Origin of the sequence: Streptomyces luteoverticillatus (genome assembly GCF_003970715.1) — a bacterium.
Taxonomy (GTDB): domain Bacteria; phylum Actinomycetota; class Actinomycetes; order Streptomycetales; family Streptomycetaceae; genus Streptomyces; species Streptomyces abikoensis.
Genome location: NZ_CP034587.1, coordinates 4,693,319 through 4,710,833, shown reverse-complemented (window position 1 = coordinate 4,710,833; position 17,515 = coordinate 4,693,319). Strand labels below are relative to the sequence as shown.

21 protein-coding genes are annotated in these 17,515 nt (G+C 73.7%); 7 read left to right on the top strand and 14 right to left on the bottom strand.

Features of this window, described 5'->3' with window-relative positions; all coding sequences use genetic code 11:
• Positions 1-53: 53 nt before the first annotated feature.
• The 6 genes from EKH77_RS21055 to sigE form a co-directional block, all read right to left on the bottom strand.
• On the bottom strand, positions 54-245 hold the full coding sequence (locus tag EKH77_RS21055) for a YegP family protein (RefSeq protein WP_126915888.1): 192 nt from the start codon (positions 243-245) through the stop codon (positions 54-56).
• A 104-nt stretch (positions 246-349) separates the two neighbouring features.
• Entirely contained in the window at positions 350-1,042 is a 693-nt protein-coding gene (locus EKH77_RS21050; RefSeq protein ID WP_126915887.1) for a hypothetical protein, read from the bottom strand.
• A 117-nt stretch (positions 1,043-1,159) separates the two neighbouring features.
• Positions 1,160-1,618 (bottom strand): sec-independent translocase, encoded by a 459-nt coding sequence (locus tag EKH77_RS21045; protein WP_126915886.1) that lies wholly within the window; start codon positions 1,616-1,618, stop codon positions 1,160-1,162.
• A gap of 178 nt (positions 1,619-1,796) precedes the next feature.
• On the bottom strand, positions 1,797-3,440 hold the full coding sequence (locus EKH77_RS21040) for a trypsin-like peptidase domain-containing protein (RefSeq protein ID WP_126915885.1): 1,644 nt from the start codon (positions 3,438-3,440) through the stop codon (positions 1,797-1,799).
• A 133-nt stretch (positions 3,441-3,573) separates the two neighbouring features.
• Positions 3,574-4,350, bottom strand: coding sequence for a zf-HC2 domain-containing protein (locus EKH77_RS21035; protein WP_126915884.1), 777 nt, complete (start codon positions 4,348-4,350; stop codon positions 3,574-3,576).
• On the bottom strand, positions 4,347-5,126 hold the full coding sequence (gene sigE, locus EKH77_RS21030) for an RNA polymerase sigma factor SigE (RefSeq protein ID WP_126915883.1): 780 nt from the start codon (positions 5,124-5,126) through the stop codon (positions 4,347-4,349). The genes EKH77_RS21035 and sigE overlap by 4 nt, the downstream gene beginning before the upstream one ends.
• 188 nt (positions 5,127-5,314) lie before the next feature.
• Here sigE and EKH77_RS21025 point away from each other — a divergent pair, with 188 nt between their 5' ends.
• Positions 5,315-5,986 carry an O-methyltransferase gene (locus EKH77_RS21025; RefSeq protein WP_126915882.1) on the top strand — a complete coding sequence of 224 codons (672 nt, stop codon included), beginning with the start codon at positions 5,315-5,317 and terminating at the stop codon, positions 5,984-5,986.
• A 193-nt stretch (positions 5,987-6,179) separates the two neighbouring features.
• On the opposite strand, the gene EKH77_RS21020 is transcribed toward EKH77_RS21025, so the two are convergent.
• Positions 6,180-6,347, bottom strand: a complete 168-nt coding sequence (locus EKH77_RS21020) for a DUF3117 domain-containing protein (RefSeq protein WP_126915881.1) — start codon at positions 6,345-6,347, stop codon at positions 6,180-6,182.
• Between the two features lie 314 nt (positions 6,348-6,661).
• Between EKH77_RS21020 and EKH77_RS21015 the strand changes: the two genes are divergently transcribed.
• Positions 6,662-7,462, top strand: coding sequence for an enoyl-CoA hydratase-related protein (locus tag EKH77_RS21015; RefSeq protein ID WP_126915880.1), 801 nt, complete (start codon positions 6,662-6,664; stop codon positions 7,460-7,462).
• A 6-nt stretch (positions 7,463-7,468) separates the two neighbouring features.
• Here the strand turns inward: EKH77_RS21015 and EKH77_RS21010 are convergent, their stop codons facing one another.
• Positions 7,469-8,065 (bottom strand): DNA-3-methyladenine glycosylase I, encoded by a 597-nt coding sequence (locus EKH77_RS21010; RefSeq protein ID WP_126915879.1) that lies wholly within the window; start codon positions 8,063-8,065, stop codon positions 7,469-7,471.
• The gene (locus EKH77_RS21005; protein WP_240667462.1) at positions 8,062-8,490 is read right to left on the bottom strand and encodes a DivIVA domain-containing protein; all 429 of its coding nucleotides are present in this window, start codon (positions 8,488-8,490) and stop codon (positions 8,062-8,064) included. Before EKH77_RS21005 ends, EKH77_RS21010 begins: the two co-directional genes overlap by 4 nt.
• Before the next feature lie 115 nt (positions 8,491-8,605).
• Between EKH77_RS21005 and folP the strand changes: the two genes are divergently transcribed.
• Complete coding sequence (gene folP / locus EKH77_RS21000) at positions 8,606-9,466, top strand: dihydropteroate synthase (RefSeq protein ID WP_126915878.1); 861 nt, start codon at positions 8,606-8,608, stop codon at positions 9,464-9,466.
• A gap of 10 nt (positions 9,467-9,476) precedes the next feature.
• Here the strand turns inward: folP and EKH77_RS20995 are convergent, their stop codons facing one another.
• Entirely contained in the window at positions 9,477-10,226 is a 750-nt protein-coding gene (locus tag EKH77_RS20995) for a TIGR00730 family Rossman fold protein (protein ID WP_126915877.1), read from the bottom strand.
• A 102-nt stretch (positions 10,227-10,328) separates the two neighbouring features.
• Complete coding sequence (gene dapE, locus EKH77_RS20990) at positions 10,329-11,432, bottom strand: succinyl-diaminopimelate desuccinylase (protein ID WP_126915876.1); 1,104 nt, start codon at positions 11,430-11,432, stop codon at positions 10,329-10,331.
• Positions 11,433-11,505: 73 nt separating this feature from the next.
• Here dapE and EKH77_RS20985 point away from each other — a divergent pair, with 73 nt between their 5' ends.
• Positions 11,506-12,417 (top strand): hypothetical protein, encoded by a 912-nt coding sequence (locus tag EKH77_RS20985; protein WP_126915875.1) that lies wholly within the window; start codon positions 11,506-11,508, stop codon positions 12,415-12,417.
• 289 nt (positions 12,418-12,706) lie between these two features.
• Entirely contained in the window at positions 12,707-13,105 is a 399-nt protein-coding gene (locus EKH77_RS20980) for an ATP-binding protein (RefSeq protein ID WP_126915874.1), read from the top strand.
• A 103-nt stretch (positions 13,106-13,208) separates the two neighbouring features.
• Here the strand turns inward: EKH77_RS20980 and dapC are convergent, their stop codons facing one another.
• Both dapC and fdxA read right to left on the bottom strand, forming a co-directional pair.
• The gene (gene dapC, locus EKH77_RS20975; protein ID WP_126915873.1) at positions 13,209-14,306 is read right to left on the bottom strand and encodes a succinyldiaminopimelate transaminase; all 1,098 of its coding nucleotides are present in this window, start codon (positions 14,304-14,306) and stop codon (positions 13,209-13,211) included.
• Positions 14,307-14,418: 112 nt separating this feature from the next.
• Entirely contained in the window at positions 14,419-14,751 is a 333-nt protein-coding gene (gene fdxA, locus EKH77_RS20970; protein WP_058046091.1) for a ferredoxin, read from the bottom strand.
• Between the two features lie 114 nt (positions 14,752-14,865).
• On the opposite strand from fdxA, the gene EKH77_RS20965 reads away from it, so the two are divergent.
• Both EKH77_RS20965 and EKH77_RS20960 read left to right on the top strand, forming a co-directional pair.
• The gene (locus EKH77_RS20965; protein WP_126915872.1) at positions 14,866-15,870 is read left to right on the top strand and encodes a GNAT family N-acetyltransferase; all 1,005 of its coding nucleotides are present in this window, start codon (positions 14,866-14,868) and stop codon (positions 15,868-15,870) included.
• A 62-nt stretch (positions 15,871-15,932) separates the two neighbouring features.
• Positions 15,933-16,784: a transglutaminase-like domain-containing protein gene (locus EKH77_RS20960; RefSeq protein ID WP_126915871.1), complete on the top strand. Its 852-nt coding sequence runs from the start codon at positions 15,933-15,935 to the stop codon at positions 16,782-16,784.
• Between the two features lie 97 nt (positions 16,785-16,881).
• Here EKH77_RS20960 and EKH77_RS20955 read toward each other — a convergent pair whose 3' ends face one another.
• Positions 16,882-17,511, bottom strand: a complete 630-nt coding sequence (locus tag EKH77_RS20955; protein ID WP_276319233.1) for a response regulator transcription factor — start codon at positions 17,509-17,511, stop codon at positions 16,882-16,884.
• Between the last annotated feature and the right edge of the window lie 4 nt (positions 17,512-17,515).

The window sequence follows — 17,515 nt, the reverse complement described above, 5'->3', positions numbered from 1 at the left end:
TGTGCGGAGGGCGCCCGGCGGATTCCGCCCGGCGCCCTCCGCACGTCCTCGGGCTACTTCTCCTGGTGGCCCAGATCCTTCACGGTCGCCGTCGCGGCGTTCCGCTTCACCGACTCGATGCCCTTCTCGCACGCCGCCCGGCTGTTGTAGGCCTCGCCGACGGCGATGATCTCGCCGTTGCCCGCCTTCAGCCGGTAGCGGTAGTGGCCCGTCCTGTCCTCGTACATCTCGAACCTGCCCGGCATGGTGCGTCACCCTCTCGGAAGTCGGCCCCCTGCGGGCATTCAAGCCCGGCCCCACGGGCCACGCAGCCCGGGGCGGCCCGACGGGTGACCCGAGCCCGGCCGGCTCAGTCCGCGTCGTAGACCCTGATGTCCGGGATCACCGCGAAACCCATGCCGTACGCGCTCATGCCCCGCCCGTACGCGCCGAGGAGCACGCCCTCCGCCGAACCGGCGAGCACCCAGCCGTACTCCGACTCCCGGTAGCGGAAGTCCGTGGGCACCCCGTCCACCGGGAGCGACAGCGTCGACCAGGCCGGATCCTCCATGTGGTCGGCGAGCTCCCAGGCGAGGGCCGTCTGCTGGTCCAGCCAGTCCTGGCGCAGGGCGCGCTCCATCTGGGAGGGCCAGGTGCAGGCCAGCAGCCCCGAGCCGGCCAGCCAGGCGGCCGAGGAGACCGAGGTGGCCTCCAGCACGCCCGTGCCGTCGGCGCTGCGCCGCACCGGACGGCTGGCGACGGTGACCACGACCGCGAAGCGCTGGGTGGCGGTGTCGTGCTCGACGCGGCCCATGCGCAGCTGCGGCTCGGCGCCGTGGCCCGTGGAGCCGTGCTCCACCGTGCCGTCGGCGGCGGCGCCGACCTGCATCAGCCAGCGCGGCCCGGTGTAGGCCTCGTCCAGGCCGTACCACGGGAACGACGCCAGGAGATAGCCGTCGACCGAGCGCCGGTTACCGGACCCGCCCTGCCCGTCCGGCGTCCCCGCGGCGGACGCGTCGGCCTCGCCGGCCCCTCGCGCCCCTACCCGACTCGTCGTCTCCATCTGCGCGGCGCCTCCTCATAGCCCCGACGTCCTGGGCGCGCCGACCGCTCGCTCCCGGCCGCACCCCAAACAAAGGGAGGATAGCCACCCCCGTCAATGGGGCCCCGCATCGACGGCTCAGGTGGCGTCGGCGTCGTACGGAGGACGCTCTCCCGGCTGAAGGCCGCTCTCGCGCTTCTTGAGCAGGTCCGGGGTGCCGGAGCCGCTCGAGGAACCAGTGGAGGCGGTCGAGGACGAAGAGGCCGTCCGGCCGTGGGCCGTGTCGGTGACCTCGGCCATCTCGGCCACCTCGGACTTGAAGTCGAAGCCGTTGCGGATCTCCTTCAGGCCCAGCTCGTCCTTCTCCAGCACGTGCTTGCGCACGAACGTCTTGGGGTTGAGGTCCTCGAACTCGAAGTCCTTGAACTCGGGGCCGAGCTCGGAGCGGATGTCCTCTTTGGCGTTCTCGGAGAACTGCCGGATCTTGCGCAGCGTGCGCGACACGTCCTGGATCATCTTCGGCAGCTTGTCGGGACCGAAGATGAGCACGGCAAGGACGATGAGCGTGATCAGCTCGAGGGGTCCTATGTCGAGCACGTTGCTCAGCTCCTTGGGGGTGTGGACGGCCGGGCCGGCCGGGTATCACGGTACCTGGCCCGGTGGGGGCGACGGGAGACACGACGGTCAAAATCGGGCGAAGGTTCGGGGATCGTGAGCGCGCGGTGGGCGGCGGATGGGCGGCCGACGCCGCCCTCGGCCGCCGGTCGGCCGCCGGTCAGCCGCTGGTCGCGGAGCCGAGCGTCAGACGGACGGTCTCCTCCCGGCCGTCCCGGTCAAGGGTGAGGGCGAGGCTGTCGCCCGGTCGGTGACCGCGGATCTTGACGATCAGCTCCTGGGCGGCGTGCACGGGGACGCCGTCCACCTTCCTGATGACGTCCTTGGGCCGGATGCCCGCCTTGTCGGCGGGACCGCCGGGGGTGACCGCCGGGGTCCTGGAGCCGTCGGTGTTCACCCGTGCGCCGTCACCCGCATAGGCCATGTCGAGTGACACGCCGATCACCGGATGGGTGGCCTTCCCGGTGTTGATCAGCTCCTCGGCGACCCGCCGGGCGGAGTTGACCGGTATCGCGAAGCCGAGGCCGATGCTGCCGCCCTGCCCGCCCGCCCCGCCGGACTCGGAGTCCCCGGCGGAGCGGATGGCGCTGTTGATGCCGATGACCCGGGCCTGGGAGTCCACCAGGGGGCCGCCGGAGTTGCCGGGGTTGATCGGGGCGTCGGTCTGGAGGGCGTCGACGTAGCTGATGTCGGCGCCGTCCTGCTTGCGGCCGCCCGCGGTGATCGGGCGGTCCTTGGCGCTGATGATCCCGGTGGTGACGGTGCCCGCGAGGTCGAAGGGCGCGCCGATCGCGATGACGGAGTCGCCGACGCGCACGGAGTCGGAATTGCCGAGGGCGAGCGGGCTGAGGCCGGACACCCCGGACACCTTGATCACGGCGAGGTCGTAGCCGCCGTCGCGGCCGACGAGCTCCGCCTTGGCGGTCTGGCCGCCGTTGAACGTCACGGATATGGAGCCGCCGCCGGACGCGGCGGACTGCACGACGTGGTTGTTGGTGAGGATGTGCCCCTTCTTGTCGAGCACGAAGCCGGTGCCGGTGCTCTGGTCGCCGCCGCCGCGCACATGGATCGTGACGACGCCGGGCAGCGCCCGCGCGGCGATCCCGGCGACGCTCCCGGGCGCGCGGTCGGCGCTCCCGGCCCCGGCCTGCGGCAGCGTCACCCGCCCGGCGACGCCGCCGTCCCGCTCCAGGTACATCCCGATCCCGCCGCCGATCCCGCCGGCCACCAGCGCCACGACCACGGCCCCGCCCACGATCCGGCTCCGGGCCACGGTCACCTGCTTGACGGGCTCCGGCTTCCCGTACCCGGGCAGCGCGCCGCCGGCGGCCCAGGGGTCGTACGCCCACGGGTCGACGGGAGGGGCGGGGTCGGGGGGCGTCGCGGGGTACGGCTGGGGCCGCGGGTGCGCGGCCGGGGCCTCGGGCTCGGCGAAGCCGCCGGGGCCGTCCTGGGGGTGGGCCGCCGACGGCACGTCACCGGGCACCGGCGGCAGCGGCTGGGTGGCCGGCTCGGCGGGCGGCGGCGGCGCGTAGGCCGCGGGGGGCGTCGGGGGCGGCGTCGCCCCCGGCACCAGCGGGGTGCCCTGGGGCGGGGTGAGGGTGGGGCGTTGGACCGGGGGCGCCGGGGCCCAGGGGCCGGGGCGGCCGTAGGGCGGGGTGCTGTACGGGTCGGGGGCGTGCAGCGGCGCGGCGGGGGTGTCGCCCGGGCCCGCGAGTGGCTGCGGCGGGACGCCCTCCGGCGTGCGGCGGCGGTGCCACCAGTGCGGCTTGGGCGCGGACGCCCGCGCCTTCCCCTCGTCCATTCCTCATCCCCACCGTTCGTCGCGGAGGCGCGCATGCCGGAAACACGCGCGCCCCACAGACGATTACACCAGGTCCCCGGCCGGGTGCGGAGGGGGGAGCCCGCCGGGATCCCGGCGGGGATCCCGGCCGTGATCAGCGGGGCTGTACCGGCGGCCGGGCCTGCGGCTGCGCGGCGAGAGTCGCGGGCTTGCGGACCATCGGCGGCAGCAGCCGCGCGCCGGAGGGACGCAGCAGGGAGACGCCCGCGGCCAGCGGCGCCGCGAACGTCGCCGACAGCTCCTGCGCCGCCGGCTGCGCCCGGCCCAGATCGCGCTGGTCCAGGGGCACGCCCTGCGCCGAGCCGAGGGAGCTCGTGGCCGCGCTGGTGCCGTCGCCACGGGCCTGCCGCGACGCCACGGGCGTCTCCAGCGGCTGCGCGCCCGCCAGGGCTATCGCGGCCAGCGAGACCGCCCCGGCCGCCGCGAAGGCGAACCGGCGGCCGCGCGAGCCGCCCTGCCCCACCGGGTGGGTGCGGAAGCCCCGGTCACGCGGCTGGGGGGCGACCGCCGGCAGCAGGGCGAAGGCCTCCGCCTCGGCGCCGAAGGCGCCTCTTCCCACGGCCGGGTGGCCGCCTTCGCCCTCGTCACCGGAAGGCCCGGACAGCCCGGAAGGCCCGGGCGGGCCGCTCATGCCGCCCGGCAGCCCTTGCAGCCGTGCGAGCAGCGAGTCGGAGAGCGGCGGCGGCGCGGCCTCCGCGAACACGTTCTTGAGCCGACGCTGCGCGTCGGCTTCCGCTTTGCATGTCCAGCAGGTGGCGAGGTGCGCCAGCACCCGCTCCCGAGAATCGTGCCCCAACTCCCCGTCGACGAGGGCAGCGAGGCGGTCGCCGAGATGGTGCTCGGCGGGGGACTGACCGCCGGAGGTGGTCACGCGATCCCGACCTCCCCACCGAGAGGAACGCCGGCGGCCGGCACCGCCACCGCGCGCTGCTCGGCCCGGGCGGCGGGCGAGCGGTGCTGGAGCGCCTTGCGGAGGTGGGAACGGCCGCGGTGGATACGGCTGCGCACGGTGCCGAGCTTGACGCCGAGGGTCGCGGCGATCTCCTCGTAGGAGAGCCCCTCGATGTCGCACAGGACGACCGCGGCGCGGAACTCCGGCGCGAGGGTGTCCAGCGCCTGCTGGACGTCCGCGTCGAAGTGGGTGTCGTTGAAGTGCTGCTGGGGGGACGGCTCACGGCTGGGGAGCCGCTCGGCGGCGTCCTCGCCCAGCGCGTCGAAGCGGATGCGCTGACGGCGCCGGACCATGTCCAGGAACAGGTTCGTGGTGATGCGGTGCAGCCAGCCCTCGAACGTCCCCGGGGTGTACGTGGACAGGGAGCGGAAGACGCGGACGAAGACCTCCTGCGTGAGGTCCTCGGCGTCGTGCTGGTTGCCGGTGAGGCGGTAGGCGAGACGGTAGACCCGGGCGCTGTGCGTGCTGACGATCTCCTCCCAGCTGGGAGGAGTCCACGCCTGCGCGTCCGCGTCGGTGGCGAAAGTCGCGGTGTTCGCGGTGCGGGCGGCGGCGTTGGAACGGTCAGCGGTGTAGGTCACGGATTTCGGCTCGGGAGCGGACCTGCGGAGGCGCCTGAGCACTCCGCGGCGGTCGCCAACCGCAGCCGCACCTCCCCTGTCGGCTCTGGTGGTGTCCAGTGGAGCCCCTACCATATCCACCTCGCCCGTTAGCTCCGGATAAGCAATTTTGACCCGGATTTTGGTCTTGATCCGTTGTCATCCGTGACGAACGGCCCGCGCCGGTGGTTCCCGCCGGTCCCCGCCCCCTTCCGCCTGCGTTCCGTACTCTCCAACGCCCGGTCCCATCTGCGGGTTCCCGTGGGCAGCGGATACAGTCACGGTTGCGTCGACTACGGGGACAGGAGAGGGCCATTACCGGCAACCAGCAGACGAGCTGGGCGTTCGCCGATGTGTTCGTCGCCGAGGACGAGGCACTGCGCTGGGCCCGGGACCGGGCCTACGAGGCGGGGCTGAACTCGGTGTCGAACGGCACCGGTGGGGCGCTGCGCCTGCTCGCCGCCGCTGTGGACGCCAAGGCCGTCGCCGAGATCGGCACCGGCACCGGGGTCTCCGGCATCCACCTGCTGCACGGCATGCGGCCGGACGGGGTGCTCACCACGGTGGACAGCGACCCGGAGTGCCAGCAGTTCGCCCGCCAGGCCTTCCGCGCGGCGGGCTTCGCCGGCAACCGGGCGCGCTTCATCCCCGGCCGGGCCCTGGAGGTGCTGCCCCGGCTCGCGGACGGCGGATACGACCTGGTCTTCTGCGACGGTGACCGGATGGAGTCCCTCGACTACCTAGCCGAATCGTTGCGCCTGCTGCGCCCGGGCGGGCTGGTCTGCTTCGAGGGCGTCTTCGCGGACGGCCGGACGGTCGACTCGGCGGTGCCGCCCGCCGAGGTCCAGCGGCTGCGTGAACTGCTGCGGGCCGTCCGGGAGTCCACGGCGCTCGTACCGTCCCTGCTGCCGGTGGGCGACGGGCTGCTGTGCGCCGTCAGGCGCGGTCCGGCGTAGCCGCACCGGCGTAGCCGGGGGCGGTGGCCGGGTGCGGCCCGGCACCGCGCCGCCCTACCGCAAGCACGGGCCGGAGGCGCCGGCCGGCGGGCCGGACGCGGATACGCCACCGCCCCGGTGCCGGGACAAGCCGGCGACCGGGGCGGTGCGAGAGGATTATGGGCCTGTGGCCCGTGGCCGAGGGCCAAGGGCGTCAGACGACGACCTTCTCCAGGGCCTCGCCGAGAGCCTTGGCCTCGTCGGGGGTCAGCTCGACGACGAGACGACCGCCGCCTTCGAGCGGAACCCGCATGACGATGCCCCGCCCCTCCTTGGTCACCTCGAGCGGGCCATCGCCCGTCCGCGGCTTCATGGCCGCCATGCTCGTTCCCCTTCCTGAAACCAGCTCATCGTCAGCCGACGGCCCCGGGAAGGGCACGCGTCACCGGCATCGAACACATTGCTTCCAGGCCATTATCCCGCATCGCGCGACCCAATGACCAACATCAGTCCGCATCCCTTCGGCAACGCGCTGCCGCAAAACCACCCAATTCGGGGATCGCGCGGTATTCGTGCGTCGCTCTCACGGCCGTCACGATGGCCGATTCTTTGACGCAGGTCACATATCCGGCCCCGATGATCTCCGGCATCCTGAGCACGCATCGCACCAAAGCCGACCCAGGGAGGGACCGCACCATGGCGGACACCGTGCTCTACGAGGTGACCGACGGGCTCGCGACGATCACACTGAATCGTCCCGACGCCATGAACGCGTTGAACACCGAGACGAAGATCGCCCTCCGCGACGTCCTGCGGCAGGCGGCCGACGACGCCGCCGTACGGGCCGTGCTGCTGACCGCCACCGGGCGGGCCTTCTGCGTCGGTCAGGACCTCAAGGAGCACGTGGCCTCGCTGGCCGCCGACCGCGAGCACGGCACCCGGTCGACGATGGACACCGTCAGGGACCACTACAACCCCATCGTCACCGCCATCACCCGGATGCCCAAGCCGGTCGTGGCCGGGGTGAACGGTGTGGCGGCGGGCGCCGGCGCGGGGTTCGCCTTCGCGGCGGACTACCGCGTGGTCGCGGACTCGGCCGCCTTCAACACGTCCTTCGCCGGGGTGGCGCTCACCGCCGACTCGGGCGTCTCCTGGACCCTTCCCCGCCTCGTCGGCCACGGCCGCGCCGCCGACCTGCTGCTCTTCCCGCGCAATGTGAGCGCCCAGGAGGCGTACGAGCTGGGCATCGCGAACCGGGTCGTCCCGGCGGCCGAGCTGGCCGCGGCGGCGACGGAGGTCGCCCGCCGGCTGGCCGAGGGGCCGACGGCCGCGTACGCGGCGATCAAGGAGTCGCTCGCCCATGGGGCGGCGCACGGCCTGGAGGAGACCCTGGCCAAGGAGGAGGGGCTGCAGCGCGCCGCCGCCACGGCGGAGGACCACGGGATCGCCGTGGCGGCGTTCCTGGCGAAGGAGAAGCCGCGGTTCGTGGGCCGCTAGGGGGCCTCAGCCCGTCCGTACGTGACAGCCCGCCAGGTGGTCGTCGACCAGGCCGCACGCCTGCATCAGGGCGTACGCCGTCGTGGGCCCCACGAAGCGGAAGCCCCGCTTCTTGAGGGCCTTGGCCAGCGCCGTCGACTCCGGCGTGACCGCCGGGACGTCGGCCGACGAGCGGGGCGCGGGCCGGGTGGCCGGGTCGGGGGCGTGGGACCACACCAGGGCGTCCAGCTCCCCCGGCGCCAGCTCCGCGGCGGCGCGCGCGTTGGCCAGCGTCGCCGCGATCTTCGCGCGGTTGCGGATGATGCCCGGGTCGGCCAGCAGCCGCTCGGCATCCTCCTCCGTGAAGGCCGCCACCTTCTCGATGGAGAAGCCGGCGAACCCGGCCCGGAAGCCCTCGCGGCGCCGCAGGATCGTCAGCCACGACAGGCCCGACTGGAAGGCCTCCAGCGAGATCCGTTCGAACAGGGCGTCGTCGCCGTGGACCGGGCGGCCCCATTCGGTGTCGTGGTAGACGCGGTAGTCCGCGAGGGTCTCCCCCTCCAGCCCCCACGGGCAACGGGCCAGGCCGTCCGCCCCGATGACGACTCCACTGGCGCCGCTCATGACGTCTTCCCCTTCCCCGGGCTGTCCTGCGGCTCCTGCTCCTCCGGCCGCTCCCGCTCCTCCGCCGCACCGCCGCTCTCGCGCTCCAGCAGCCCCCGCACCCCTATCGCCGCCGCCTGCGCCCCGGCGAGCGCCGCCTCCAGCTCGGCGATGCGGGCGTCGCGCTCGGCGAGCTCCGCGCCGAGCCGGTCCAGGGCGTCGTCCGTCTCGGCCATGCGGTAGCCGCGCAGGGCCAGGGGCAGCCGCAGCTCCTCGACGTCGGCCCGGCCCAGCGGACGGGCGGCGGGCAGCGGCCAGGCCATCCGGTCGTGGACGGCCTCGGGCAGGGCGGCCTCCCCGCCGGCGCCGTCACCGCCTCCCCCGGCGACGGCGAGCGTGACCGCGGCGACCACCACGACCAGCGCGATGAGCAAGAACCAGAACACGGCCGTCCCCTCGTTGCGTCCACAGGCCGGCGTCGGCCAAACCGTCGACTCCGATCGTGCCATGCCCCACTGACAGTTAAGGTCGCTGGCGGACCAGGGAGAGGAAGAACGGAAAATGCTGCGGCTTGGACGACGCGAGTTCGACACCCACGAACCGGTGATCATGGCGATCGTCAACCGGACCCCGGACTCCTTCTACGACCAGGGGGCGACGTTCCGCGACGAGCCGGCGCTCGCCCGGGTGGAGCAGGCCGTGGCGGAGGGCGCCGCCATCATCGACATCGGCGGGGTGAAGGCGGGCCCCGGCGCCGAGGTGACGGCCGAGGAGGAGGCCCGGCGCACGGTCGGGTTCGTGGCGGAGGTCCGGCGGCGCCACCCGGACGTGGTGATCAGCGTCGACACCTGGCGGCATGACGTGGGCGAGGCGGTCTGCGAGGCCGGCGCGGACCTGCTGAACGACGCGTGGGGCGGCGTGGACCCCAAGCTGGCCGAGGTGGCCGCCCGTTACGGCGCGGGCCTGGTGTGCACCCACGCGGGCGGCGTGGAGCCGCGGACGCGGCCGCACCGCGTCGAGTACGACGACGTGATGGCGGACATCCTGCGGGTGACGGTGGGGCTGGCGGAGCGGGCCGTGGAGCTGGGTGTGCGGCGCGACGGCATCATGATCGACCCGGGGCACGACTTCGGGAAGAACACCCGTCACTCACTGGAGGCCACGCGCCGGCTGGGCGAGATGACGGAGACGGGCTGGCCCGTGCTCGTCTCGCTGTCCAACAAGGACTTCGTGGGCGAGACCCTCGACCGGCCGGTGAAGGAGCGGGTCGTCGGCACCCTCGCCACGACGGCGGTGTCCGCGTGGCTCGGCGCTCAGGTCTACCGCGTGCACGAGGTCGCGGAGACGAAGCAGGTGCTGGACATGGTGGCGGCCATCGCCGGCCACCGCGCGCCCGCGGTGGCCCGGCGAGGGCTGGCGTAGGCAGGGCCCGTCAGGTCCCGGCTTCCTTCGTCACCAACCCGATCGCCTCCTCCACGTCGTCCGTGACGTGGAAGAGCTGGAGGTCGGCGGCGCTCACCTTGCCCTGGTCGACGAGCGTGTGCTCCAGCCAGTCGAGCAGGCCCCGCCAGTAGTCGGTGCCGAAGAGGACGATGGGGAAGCGGGTGACCTTCTTCGTCTGGACGAGCGTGAGGGCCTCGAAGAGCTCGTCGAGGGTGCCCAGGCCGCCCGGCAGCACCACGAAGCCGCTCGCGTACTTCACGAACATCGTCTTCCGCACGAAGAAGTACCGGAAGTCGACGCCCAGGTTCACATAGGGGTTGAGGCCCTGCTCGAAGGGCAGCTCGATGCCGAGGCCGACGGAGATCCCGCCGGCCTCCATCGCGCCCTTGTTGGCGGCCTCCATCGCGCCGGGCCCGCCGCCGGTGATGACGGCGAAGCCCGCCTCGACCAGACCGCGCCCGATGGCCACCCCGGCCTCGTAGTCGGGCGAGCCGGGCTTCGTGCGGGCCGACCCGAACACGCTGATGGCCGGGGGAAGTTCGGCCAGCGCGCCGAACCCCTCGACGAACTCGGACTGGATGCGCAGGACCCGGAAGGGGTCCTCGTGGACCCAGTCCGCCGTTCCCCGGGTGTCCAGCAGGTGCTGGTCCGTGGTGCCCGCCTGCATCTGGCCGTGCCGGCGGACGACCGGTCCCCGGCGCTGTTCCCGTCGCCCGCGCGACGCCTCGGGATTGCCCATGCTGCTCCCTCCGCCGCGGGCCGCAGGACCCGCGGATCGTCGGTCTCGTTGCGCTTCAGGGTAGGTGGTGACCGCCGGGGCGCCGCCCCTCCGGAGAGCGGATCAAGCCGTCAGCCAGGCCCGCAGCCGCTCCTCGCACTGCGTGATCTTGGCGGTGTCCACGTGCTCGTCCCGCTTGTGGGCGTAGAGGGGGTCGCCGGGGCCGTAGTTGACCGCGGGCACGCCGAGGGCGCTGAAGCGGGCCACGTCCGTCCAGCCGAACTTGGGCCGGGCCGTGCCGCCGACGGCCGCCATGAAGGCCACGGCCGCCGGGTGGTCGAGGCCCGGGCGGGCGCCGCCGGAGTGGTCGTCGACGACGAACTCGGTGACGCCGCAGTCCGCGAAGACCTCGTGGACGTGCGCGAGCGCCTCCTCGGGGGTGCGGTCGGGGGCGTAGCGGAAGTTCACCGTCACGGTGCACTCGTCGGGGATGACGTTGTTGGCGACGCCGCCCTCGATCCGCACGGCGTTGAGGCCCTCGTGGTACTCGAGTCCGTCGACGACCGGGCGGCGCGGCTCGTAGGCGGCGAGGCGGGCGAGGATGGGGGCCGCGGCGTGAACGGCGTTGGAGCCCATCCAGCTCCGCGCGGAGTGGGCGCGTTCGCCCGTGGTGCGCAGCAGGACGCGCAGGGTGCCCTGGCAGCCGCCCTCGACCTCGCCGTCGGAGGGCTCCAGGAGGATGGCGAAGTCGCCCGCCAGCCAGTCGGGGTGGGCCTCGGCGACGTGGCCGAGGCCGTTGAGGTGGGCGGCGACCTCCTCGTTGTCGTAGAAGACGAAGGTGAGGTCGCGGTTGGGCTCGGGGACGGTCGCGGCGACGCGCAGCTGCACGGCGACGCCGGACTTCATGTCGCTGGTGCCGCAGCCCCACAGGATGCCGTTCCCCGCGGCGGAGCCGCTGATATCTGCTGTCAGGCGGGAGGGCACGTTGTCGGCGATGGGCACGGTGTCGATGTGACCGGCCAGGACGATCCGCTCGGCGCGGCCGAGGTTCGTGCGGGCCACGACGTTGTTGCCGTGCCGGTCGACCGTCAGGTGCGGCAGCTTGCGCAGCTCGGCCTCGATCGCGTCGGCGAGGGCTTTCTCGTCACCGCTCTCGGAACGGAAGTCGACGAGCCGGGCGGTGAGGGCGGCGGCGTCGAGGGACAGGTCCAGTGCGGGATGATCCATGCGGCGAGCCTAACGCGACGCCCGGTACGGTCCGGAGGGGCCGCCGGGCGGTCTCTGAAGTAACGTGGCCCGCATGTCCGGGATCACCGTCACCCGCCGTGGCCGCCTGCTGCGCACCGTGGCCGCCTGCGCCGTGCTGCTGGCGCTGGTCGGCTATCTGGTGGCGCAGCTGATCACCGGCGGTCCGGGGGCGCCGCGCTGCACGATGCGGGCGAACGGGCAGTCGTACTCCCTCTCCCCCGAGCAGGCGGTCAACGCGGCGACGATCTCCGCCGTGGGGTCGTCGCGCGGGCTGCCGGAGCGGGCCGTGACGATCGCGCTGGCCACGGCGATGCAGGAGTCGGGGCTGCGCAACATCCATCATGGCGACCGCGATTCGCTGGGGCTCTTCCAGCAGCGGCCGACCCAGGGCTGGGGCACGGCGGCGCAGATCACGGACCCGGTCTACGCGGCGGGGAAGTTCTACGACCACCTGGTGGAGGTTCCGGGCTACTCGCGGCTGCCGTTGACGGTGGCGGCGCAGAAGGTGCAGCGCAGCGGTTTCCCGCAGGCGTACGCCAAGCACGAGCCGGACGCCTCACTGCTGTCGTCGGGGCTCACGGGCCGCGCGGCGGCCTCGTTCAGCTGTACGAAGAGCCCGAGCGACGGCAAGGCCGGCGATCCGGCGGCGGTGCGGGCGAAGCTGAGCCGCGAGTTCGGCGTGGAGGCCTCCCCCACGGTGACGGGGGACGGCCGGACCGGGGCGGCCGGGGGCCGGACGGTGACCGTGCCGGTACGCCCGGGGCCGGACGACGAGACGCCGGGGCGGCGCGGCTGGGCGGTGGCGTCCTGGGCGGTGGCGCACGCGGCGGAACTGCGGGTGGAGCGCGTCTCCTTCGGCGGCCGGGTGTGGTCGGCGGAGAATTCGGCGGACGGCTGGCGGAAATCGGCGGAGGAAGCGGGCGGCGACGGCACGCCGGCGGTACGGATCACGACCGTTCAGTAGTACGACCGTCCCCCCGCCGGGGGTATGCGCCGCATACGGGAGTTGCCGGGTCGGCGGGAATCCGCACGCCTTCTCGACGCACCCCCAACTTCCTTGTGACTAACGGCTTTTCCGGCTTCCGTATCGCTTGACAACCTGCCCGGTATGGCGGGATTTCAGCGGGCCCGATAATGCGACGCATTACTCAGTCTTTACCTTCCTCCACCGCAACCTTCCCCGGGCTCACGCGGTAGTCACTGCGTCCGCACGCCGGACAGCAACCGACTTCCCACTCCGTCAAAGGAGCAACATGTCCCTCCCCCTCACGCGCCGGATCGCTCGAGTGGCCCTGCTCGTCGCCGCGGGTGCCGCTCCCGTCGTCGGCGCGGCCGGAGCCGCGAGCGCCGCGGACCTCACCAAGGCCACGGATCTGGCTCCGGTGAGCGCGCTGGACACCACGAACGCGAGCCACACCGTCGGTGCCACCTCCCAGCAGGCCGGCGCCATGGCGACGGGTGTCGGGCAGAAGGCCGTCGGCACGGCTGTCCCGATGGCGTCCCACGCGGTGCACAAGGCCGGCAACGAGACCGTCCCGGCCGCCAACAAGGCCACGGGGCAGCTCGTGGGCGGCGCGGCCCAGGCCGTCGGCGGCACGGCGCAGGGCGTGACCAAGGGCGGCGTCCCGCAGCTGCCCGGCGTCGGCGGCTGATCCGTCCGTCCGGAAGCGGCGGCTTCACGCAGCAGCACCGAGGGGCCCGGGAGCGAAAGCTCCCGGGCCCCTCGTCACGCGTGCCGCGCCCGGATGCGTAGGGCTACTCGGCCAGACGACGGACCGCCGCCTCCACCCGCTCGTCGGTGGCGGTGAACGCGATCCGTACGAAGCGCTCGCCCGCCGGACCGTAGAAATCACCCGGCGCGACGAGGATGCCGCGCTTGGAGAGCTCGCCGACCGTCTCCCAGCACGACTCGTCGCGCGTGGCCCACAGGTACAGCGACGCCTCGCTGTGCTCGATGCGGAAGCCCGCCGCCTCGAAGGCGGCGCGCAGCGCGTCCCGGCGCCGGGCGTAGCGGGCCCGCTGCTCGGCGACGTGCGCGGAGTCGCCCAGGGCCGCGACGGTGGCGGCCTGGACGGGGGCGGCGACCATCATCCCGCCGTGCTTGCGGATCTGCAGCAGCTCACCGAGGACGGCCGGGTCGCCGGCGACGAACGCGGCGCGGTAGCCGGCGAGGTTCGAGCGCTTGGAGAGCGAGTGGACGGCGACGATGCCCTCGTACGAGCCGCCGCAGACGTCCGGGTGGAGCACGGAGACGGGGTCCGCCTCCCAGCCCAGCTCCAGGTAGCACTCGTCGCTGAAGACCAGCACGCCGTGCTCGCGCGCCCAGGCCACCGCGCGGCGCAGCTCCTCCTTGGAGAGCACCCGGCCCGTGGGGTTGGACGGCGAGTTCAGCCAGAGCAGCTTCAGGCCGGCCGGGTCGAGCTCGGTGGGGTCGTCGTAGACGACGGGCTCGGCGCCCGCCAGGCGCGCGCCGACCTCGTAGGTCGGGTAGGCGAGGCGGGGGTAGGCGACCTTGTCGCCGGGGCCCAGGCCCAGCTGGGTCGGCAGCCAGGCCACCAGTTCCTTCGAGCCGACGACCGGCAGCACATTGGCGTGCCTCAGACCCCGGGCGCCCAGGCGGCGCTCCACCCAGCCGGTCAGCGCGTCGCGCAGCGCGGCCGTGCCCCACACCGTGGGATAGCCGGGGCTGTCGGCCGCGTCGGCCAGCGCCCGCTGGACCACGGCGGGCACCGGGTCGACCGGGGTGCCCACCGACAGGTCCACGATGCCGTCGGGGTGGGCGGCCGCGGTGGCCTTGTAGGGCTCGAGCCGGTCCCAGGGGAAGACGGGGAGGCGGGAAGAGACTGCGCTCACGGTGCTCGCTGCTCGCTCTCGTGCGCTAGGGGTGGCCGGTGGGGGGGAGGAGATACAGCCGCGGCCCCGTACGGCGGTGGCCGTACGGGGCCGCGGTCGGGACCGCTGTCGGTCAGTGCTCCGCCGGGTTGATGTCCGCGGGCAGAGCGGCGATGAAGGGGTGGTCGCGCTCGATCAGGCCCAGCTTGGAGGCGCCACCGGGCGAACCGAGCTCGTCGAAGAACTCGACGTTCGCCTTGTAGTAGTCCTTCCACTCCTCCGGCGTGTCGTCCTCGTAGAAGATCGCCTCGACGGGGCAGACCGGCTCACAGGCACCACAGTCGACGCATTCGTCCGGGTGGATGTACAAGGACCGGGAGCCCTCGTAGATGCAGTCGACGGGGCACTCCTCGATGCACGCCTTGTCCTTCACGTCGACACAAGGCTGCGCGATGACGTAGGTCACGCTGTCGTTCCTCCTCGGTAGGGCTCATCTCGCGCGGGAGCGCGGCGTCGTCGATGCCCACACCTAGTATCTCCCTCCCCGGGCACATGACGAACAAGAGGGGCGGACAGAGCTGTGGAATTCACCACGGGCGGAAGACTGGAGGTCCGGATCTCCACGGCAGATGTGGGAAAAAGGGTCTCCGTACGACGGCTGAACGACTCGGGGAGTTCGGAGCGTTTCACCGACGCGGTGGGGGTACTGACCTCCTGGAGTGACGGTGTGCTGCGAATCACACGACGCACCGGTGAGATCGTGGAGGTCCCCGAGGCCGCCCTGGTCGCGGGCAAGGTCGTGCCCATGACCCCCGCCCGGCGGCGCGGCCCCGCCGCCGGGCTGCGCGAGCTCCAGGAGGTCGCGGCGCGCGGCTGGCCCGCGCGCGAGACCGCCCGGCTGGGCGGCTGGGCGCTGCGCGCCGCGGGCGGCTTCACCACCCGGGCCAACTCCGCCCTCCCCCTCGGCGACCCCGGGCTGCCCCTGCCGGAGGCCCTGGAGCGGGTGACCGCCTGGTACGCGGAGCGCGGCCTGCCGGCGTACGTCCAGGTCGCCACGGGCCACCCCGACGCGGACGAGCGGCTGGACGCGGAGCTCGCCCGGCACGGCTGGACGGCCGAGCGGCACGCCCTGACCCGGACGGCCGCGCTGGCGCCCCTCGCCGACGCCGTGGCCCCCGGCTCGGGCGACGTACGGCTGACCCGCGAGCCGGACGCGGCCTGGCTCGCCGCCTACGGGCGGAGCGGCGCGGACCCGGCGGACGCGCGGGCCGTGCTGGGCGGCGGGCCGTCGGTGTGGTTCGCGACCGTGCCGGGAGCCGCCGGGGAGCGCCCGGCGGCCGTCGCGCGCTGTGTCGTCGACGGCCGGTGGGCCGGGTTCGCGGCGCTGGACGTGGCCCCGGAGCGGCGCCGGGAGGGGCTGGGCACGCTGGTGATGGCCCGGCTGGCCCAGGAGGCGCTGCGCGAGGGCGCCTCGGCCGCGTACCTCCAGGTGGAGACGGACAACACGGCCGCGGCCGCGCTCTACGACGAGCTCGGCTTCACCACCCACCACGGCTACCACTACCGTCGCGGCCCGCAGCGCTGACACGGTCGCACCATGGACAGTGGCGGTGGCTGCGCCACCGCCCCGAGGGGTACGAGGCACGCATGTACGACGACACCACCGACCGGCGCCGCCGCTTCGCCGGGGCCGCCCGGGACGACCGGCCCGACCTCGCGCTGCTGTGCCTGCTGATCGCCGAGGAGGCCGAGGCCGTCGCGGGCGGGGAGGCGGGCGAGAAGGCGGGCGACGCCGCACAGATAGAGCTCGACCGGCTCGCGGGATCGCTGCCCGCGCTGGGCCGCCGGGCGGCACCGGCCCTGTGGGCGGACGCCCTGGCCACCCTCCTCGGCGAGCGCCACGGCTTCCACGGCACGCCCGCGGACTACCGGCGGCTGGAGTCCTCGCTCCTGCCCGAGGTGCTGCGGCGGCGGCGCGGGCTGCCGATCCTGCTGTCCGTGGTGTGGATGGAGGTGGCCCGCCGGGCGGGCGCGCCCGTGTACGGGGTGGCGCTCCCCGGCCACTTCGTCGTCGGCCTCGGCGACCCGCAGGGCGAGCACGTGCTCGTCGACCCCTTCGACGGCGGCCGGGTCCTCTCCGAGGAGGACGCGGGGCTGCTGGTGGCGGGGGCGACGGGTACGCCCCTGACGCCGTCGATGTTCTCCCCGGCGGCCCCCCAGGAGATCGTGCTGCGCGTCCTGAACAACATCCGCGCCTGGGCGGCGGCGCGACCGGAGCGCAGCGACGTCCAGCTGTGGGCCGTCGAGCTGTCCCTCCTCCTGCCCAGCCACCCCGCCCGGCTCCGCTACGAGCGCGCCGAGCTCCTCGTCGAGCGCGGCGACTTCGCACGCGGGGCACGGGAGCTGGAGGAGTACGCGGAGGTCATCGCGACGGTGGAGCCGGACGCGGCGGAATCGGTCCGCCACCAGGCGCTGGCGGCGAGGGCGATGCTGAACTGAGAGCGTTTGTGGGCAATCGTTCCGCAGGGCTGGGGGCACCTCCCAGCGGTAGCTGGGGGAGGGTGGGCACAAACCGGCCCACCGGCCGCACCACCCCTTACAGCCACCCCTTGTCGCGAGCGATCCGTACCGCTTCCGCCCGGTTCCGCGCCCCCGTCTTCTGGATCGCCGTCGAAAGATAGTTCCGCACCGTCCCGTGCGAAAGATGCAGCTTCCGAGCCAGCTCGGCATTGGTGGAGCCATCGGCGGACGCCGTGAGAACCGCCCGCTCGCGATCGGTCAGCGGATTCGCCCCCTCCGCGAGCGCGGCCGCCGCCAGCGTCGGATCGATGACGCGCTCGCCGCGCAGCACCCGCCGCAGCGCGTCCGCCAGCTGGGCCGCCGGGGCGTCCTTGACCAGGAACGCGTCCGCGCCGGACTCCATGGCCCGGCGCAGATAGCCGGGCCGGCCGAACGTCGTCAGGATGACGACCTTGAGCCCCGGCAGCTCCCGCCGCAGCAGCGCCGCCGCGTCGAGCCCGGTCATCCCGGGCATCTCGATGTCCAGCAGCGCAACGTCGAGGGCCGTGGCACGAGCCGCGTCCAGGACCTCGTCACCCCGGGCCACCTGCGCGACGACCTCGATGTCGTCCTCCAGGCCGAGGAGCGCGGCCAGCGCCTCCCTGACCATCGACTGGTCCTCGGCGAGGAGGACACGAATATTCCCGGGCGGCTGTGCTGAAGTCACAGCG

Coding starts and splice junctions, on each gene's coding strand:
- EKH77_RS20980 (WP_126915874.1), top strand. CDS start 12,707: ATGTCCCTCCCCCTCACGCGCCGGATCGCTCGAGTGGCCCTGCTCGTC.
- sigE (WP_126915883.1), bottom strand. CDS start 5,126: ATGGTAGGGGCTCCACTGGACACCACCAGAGCCGACAGGGGAGGTGCG.
- EKH77_RS20995 (WP_126915877.1), bottom strand. CDS start 10,226: ATGGGCAATCCCGAGGCGTCGCGCGGGCGACGGGAACAGCGCCGGGGA.
- EKH77_RS21015 (WP_126915880.1), top strand. CDS start 6,662: ATGGCGGACACCGTGCTCTACGAGGTGACCGACGGGCTCGCGACGATC.
- dapE (WP_126915876.1), bottom strand. CDS start 11,432: ATGGATCATCCCGCACTGGACCTGTCCCTCGACGCCGCCGCCCTCACC.
- EKH77_RS21040 (WP_126915885.1), bottom strand. CDS start 3,440: ATGGACGAGGGGAAGGCGCGGGCGTCCGCGCCCAAGCCGCACTGGTGG.
- folP (WP_126915878.1), top strand. CDS start 8,606: ATGCTGCGGCTTGGACGACGCGAGTTCGACACCCACGAACCGGTGATC.
- EKH77_RS21020 (WP_126915881.1), bottom strand. CDS start 6,347: ATGGCGGCCATGAAGCCGCGGACGGGCGATGGCCCGCTCGAGGTGACC.
- EKH77_RS20985 (WP_126915875.1), top strand. CDS start 11,506: ATGTCCGGGATCACCGTCACCCGCCGTGGCCGCCTGCTGCGCACCGTG.
- EKH77_RS20960 (WP_126915871.1), top strand. CDS start 15,933: ATGTACGACGACACCACCGACCGGCGCCGCCGCTTCGCCGGGGCCGCC.
- EKH77_RS21055 (WP_126915888.1), bottom strand. CDS start 245: ATGCCGGGCAGGTTCGAGATGTACGAGGACAGGACGGGCCACTACCGC.
- EKH77_RS21010 (WP_126915879.1), bottom strand. CDS start 8,065: ATGAGCGGCGCCAGTGGAGTCGTCATCGGGGCGGACGGCCTGGCCCGT.
- EKH77_RS21050 (WP_126915887.1), bottom strand. CDS start 1,042: ATGGAGACGACGAGTCGGGTAGGGGCGCGAGGGGCCGGCGAGGCCGAC.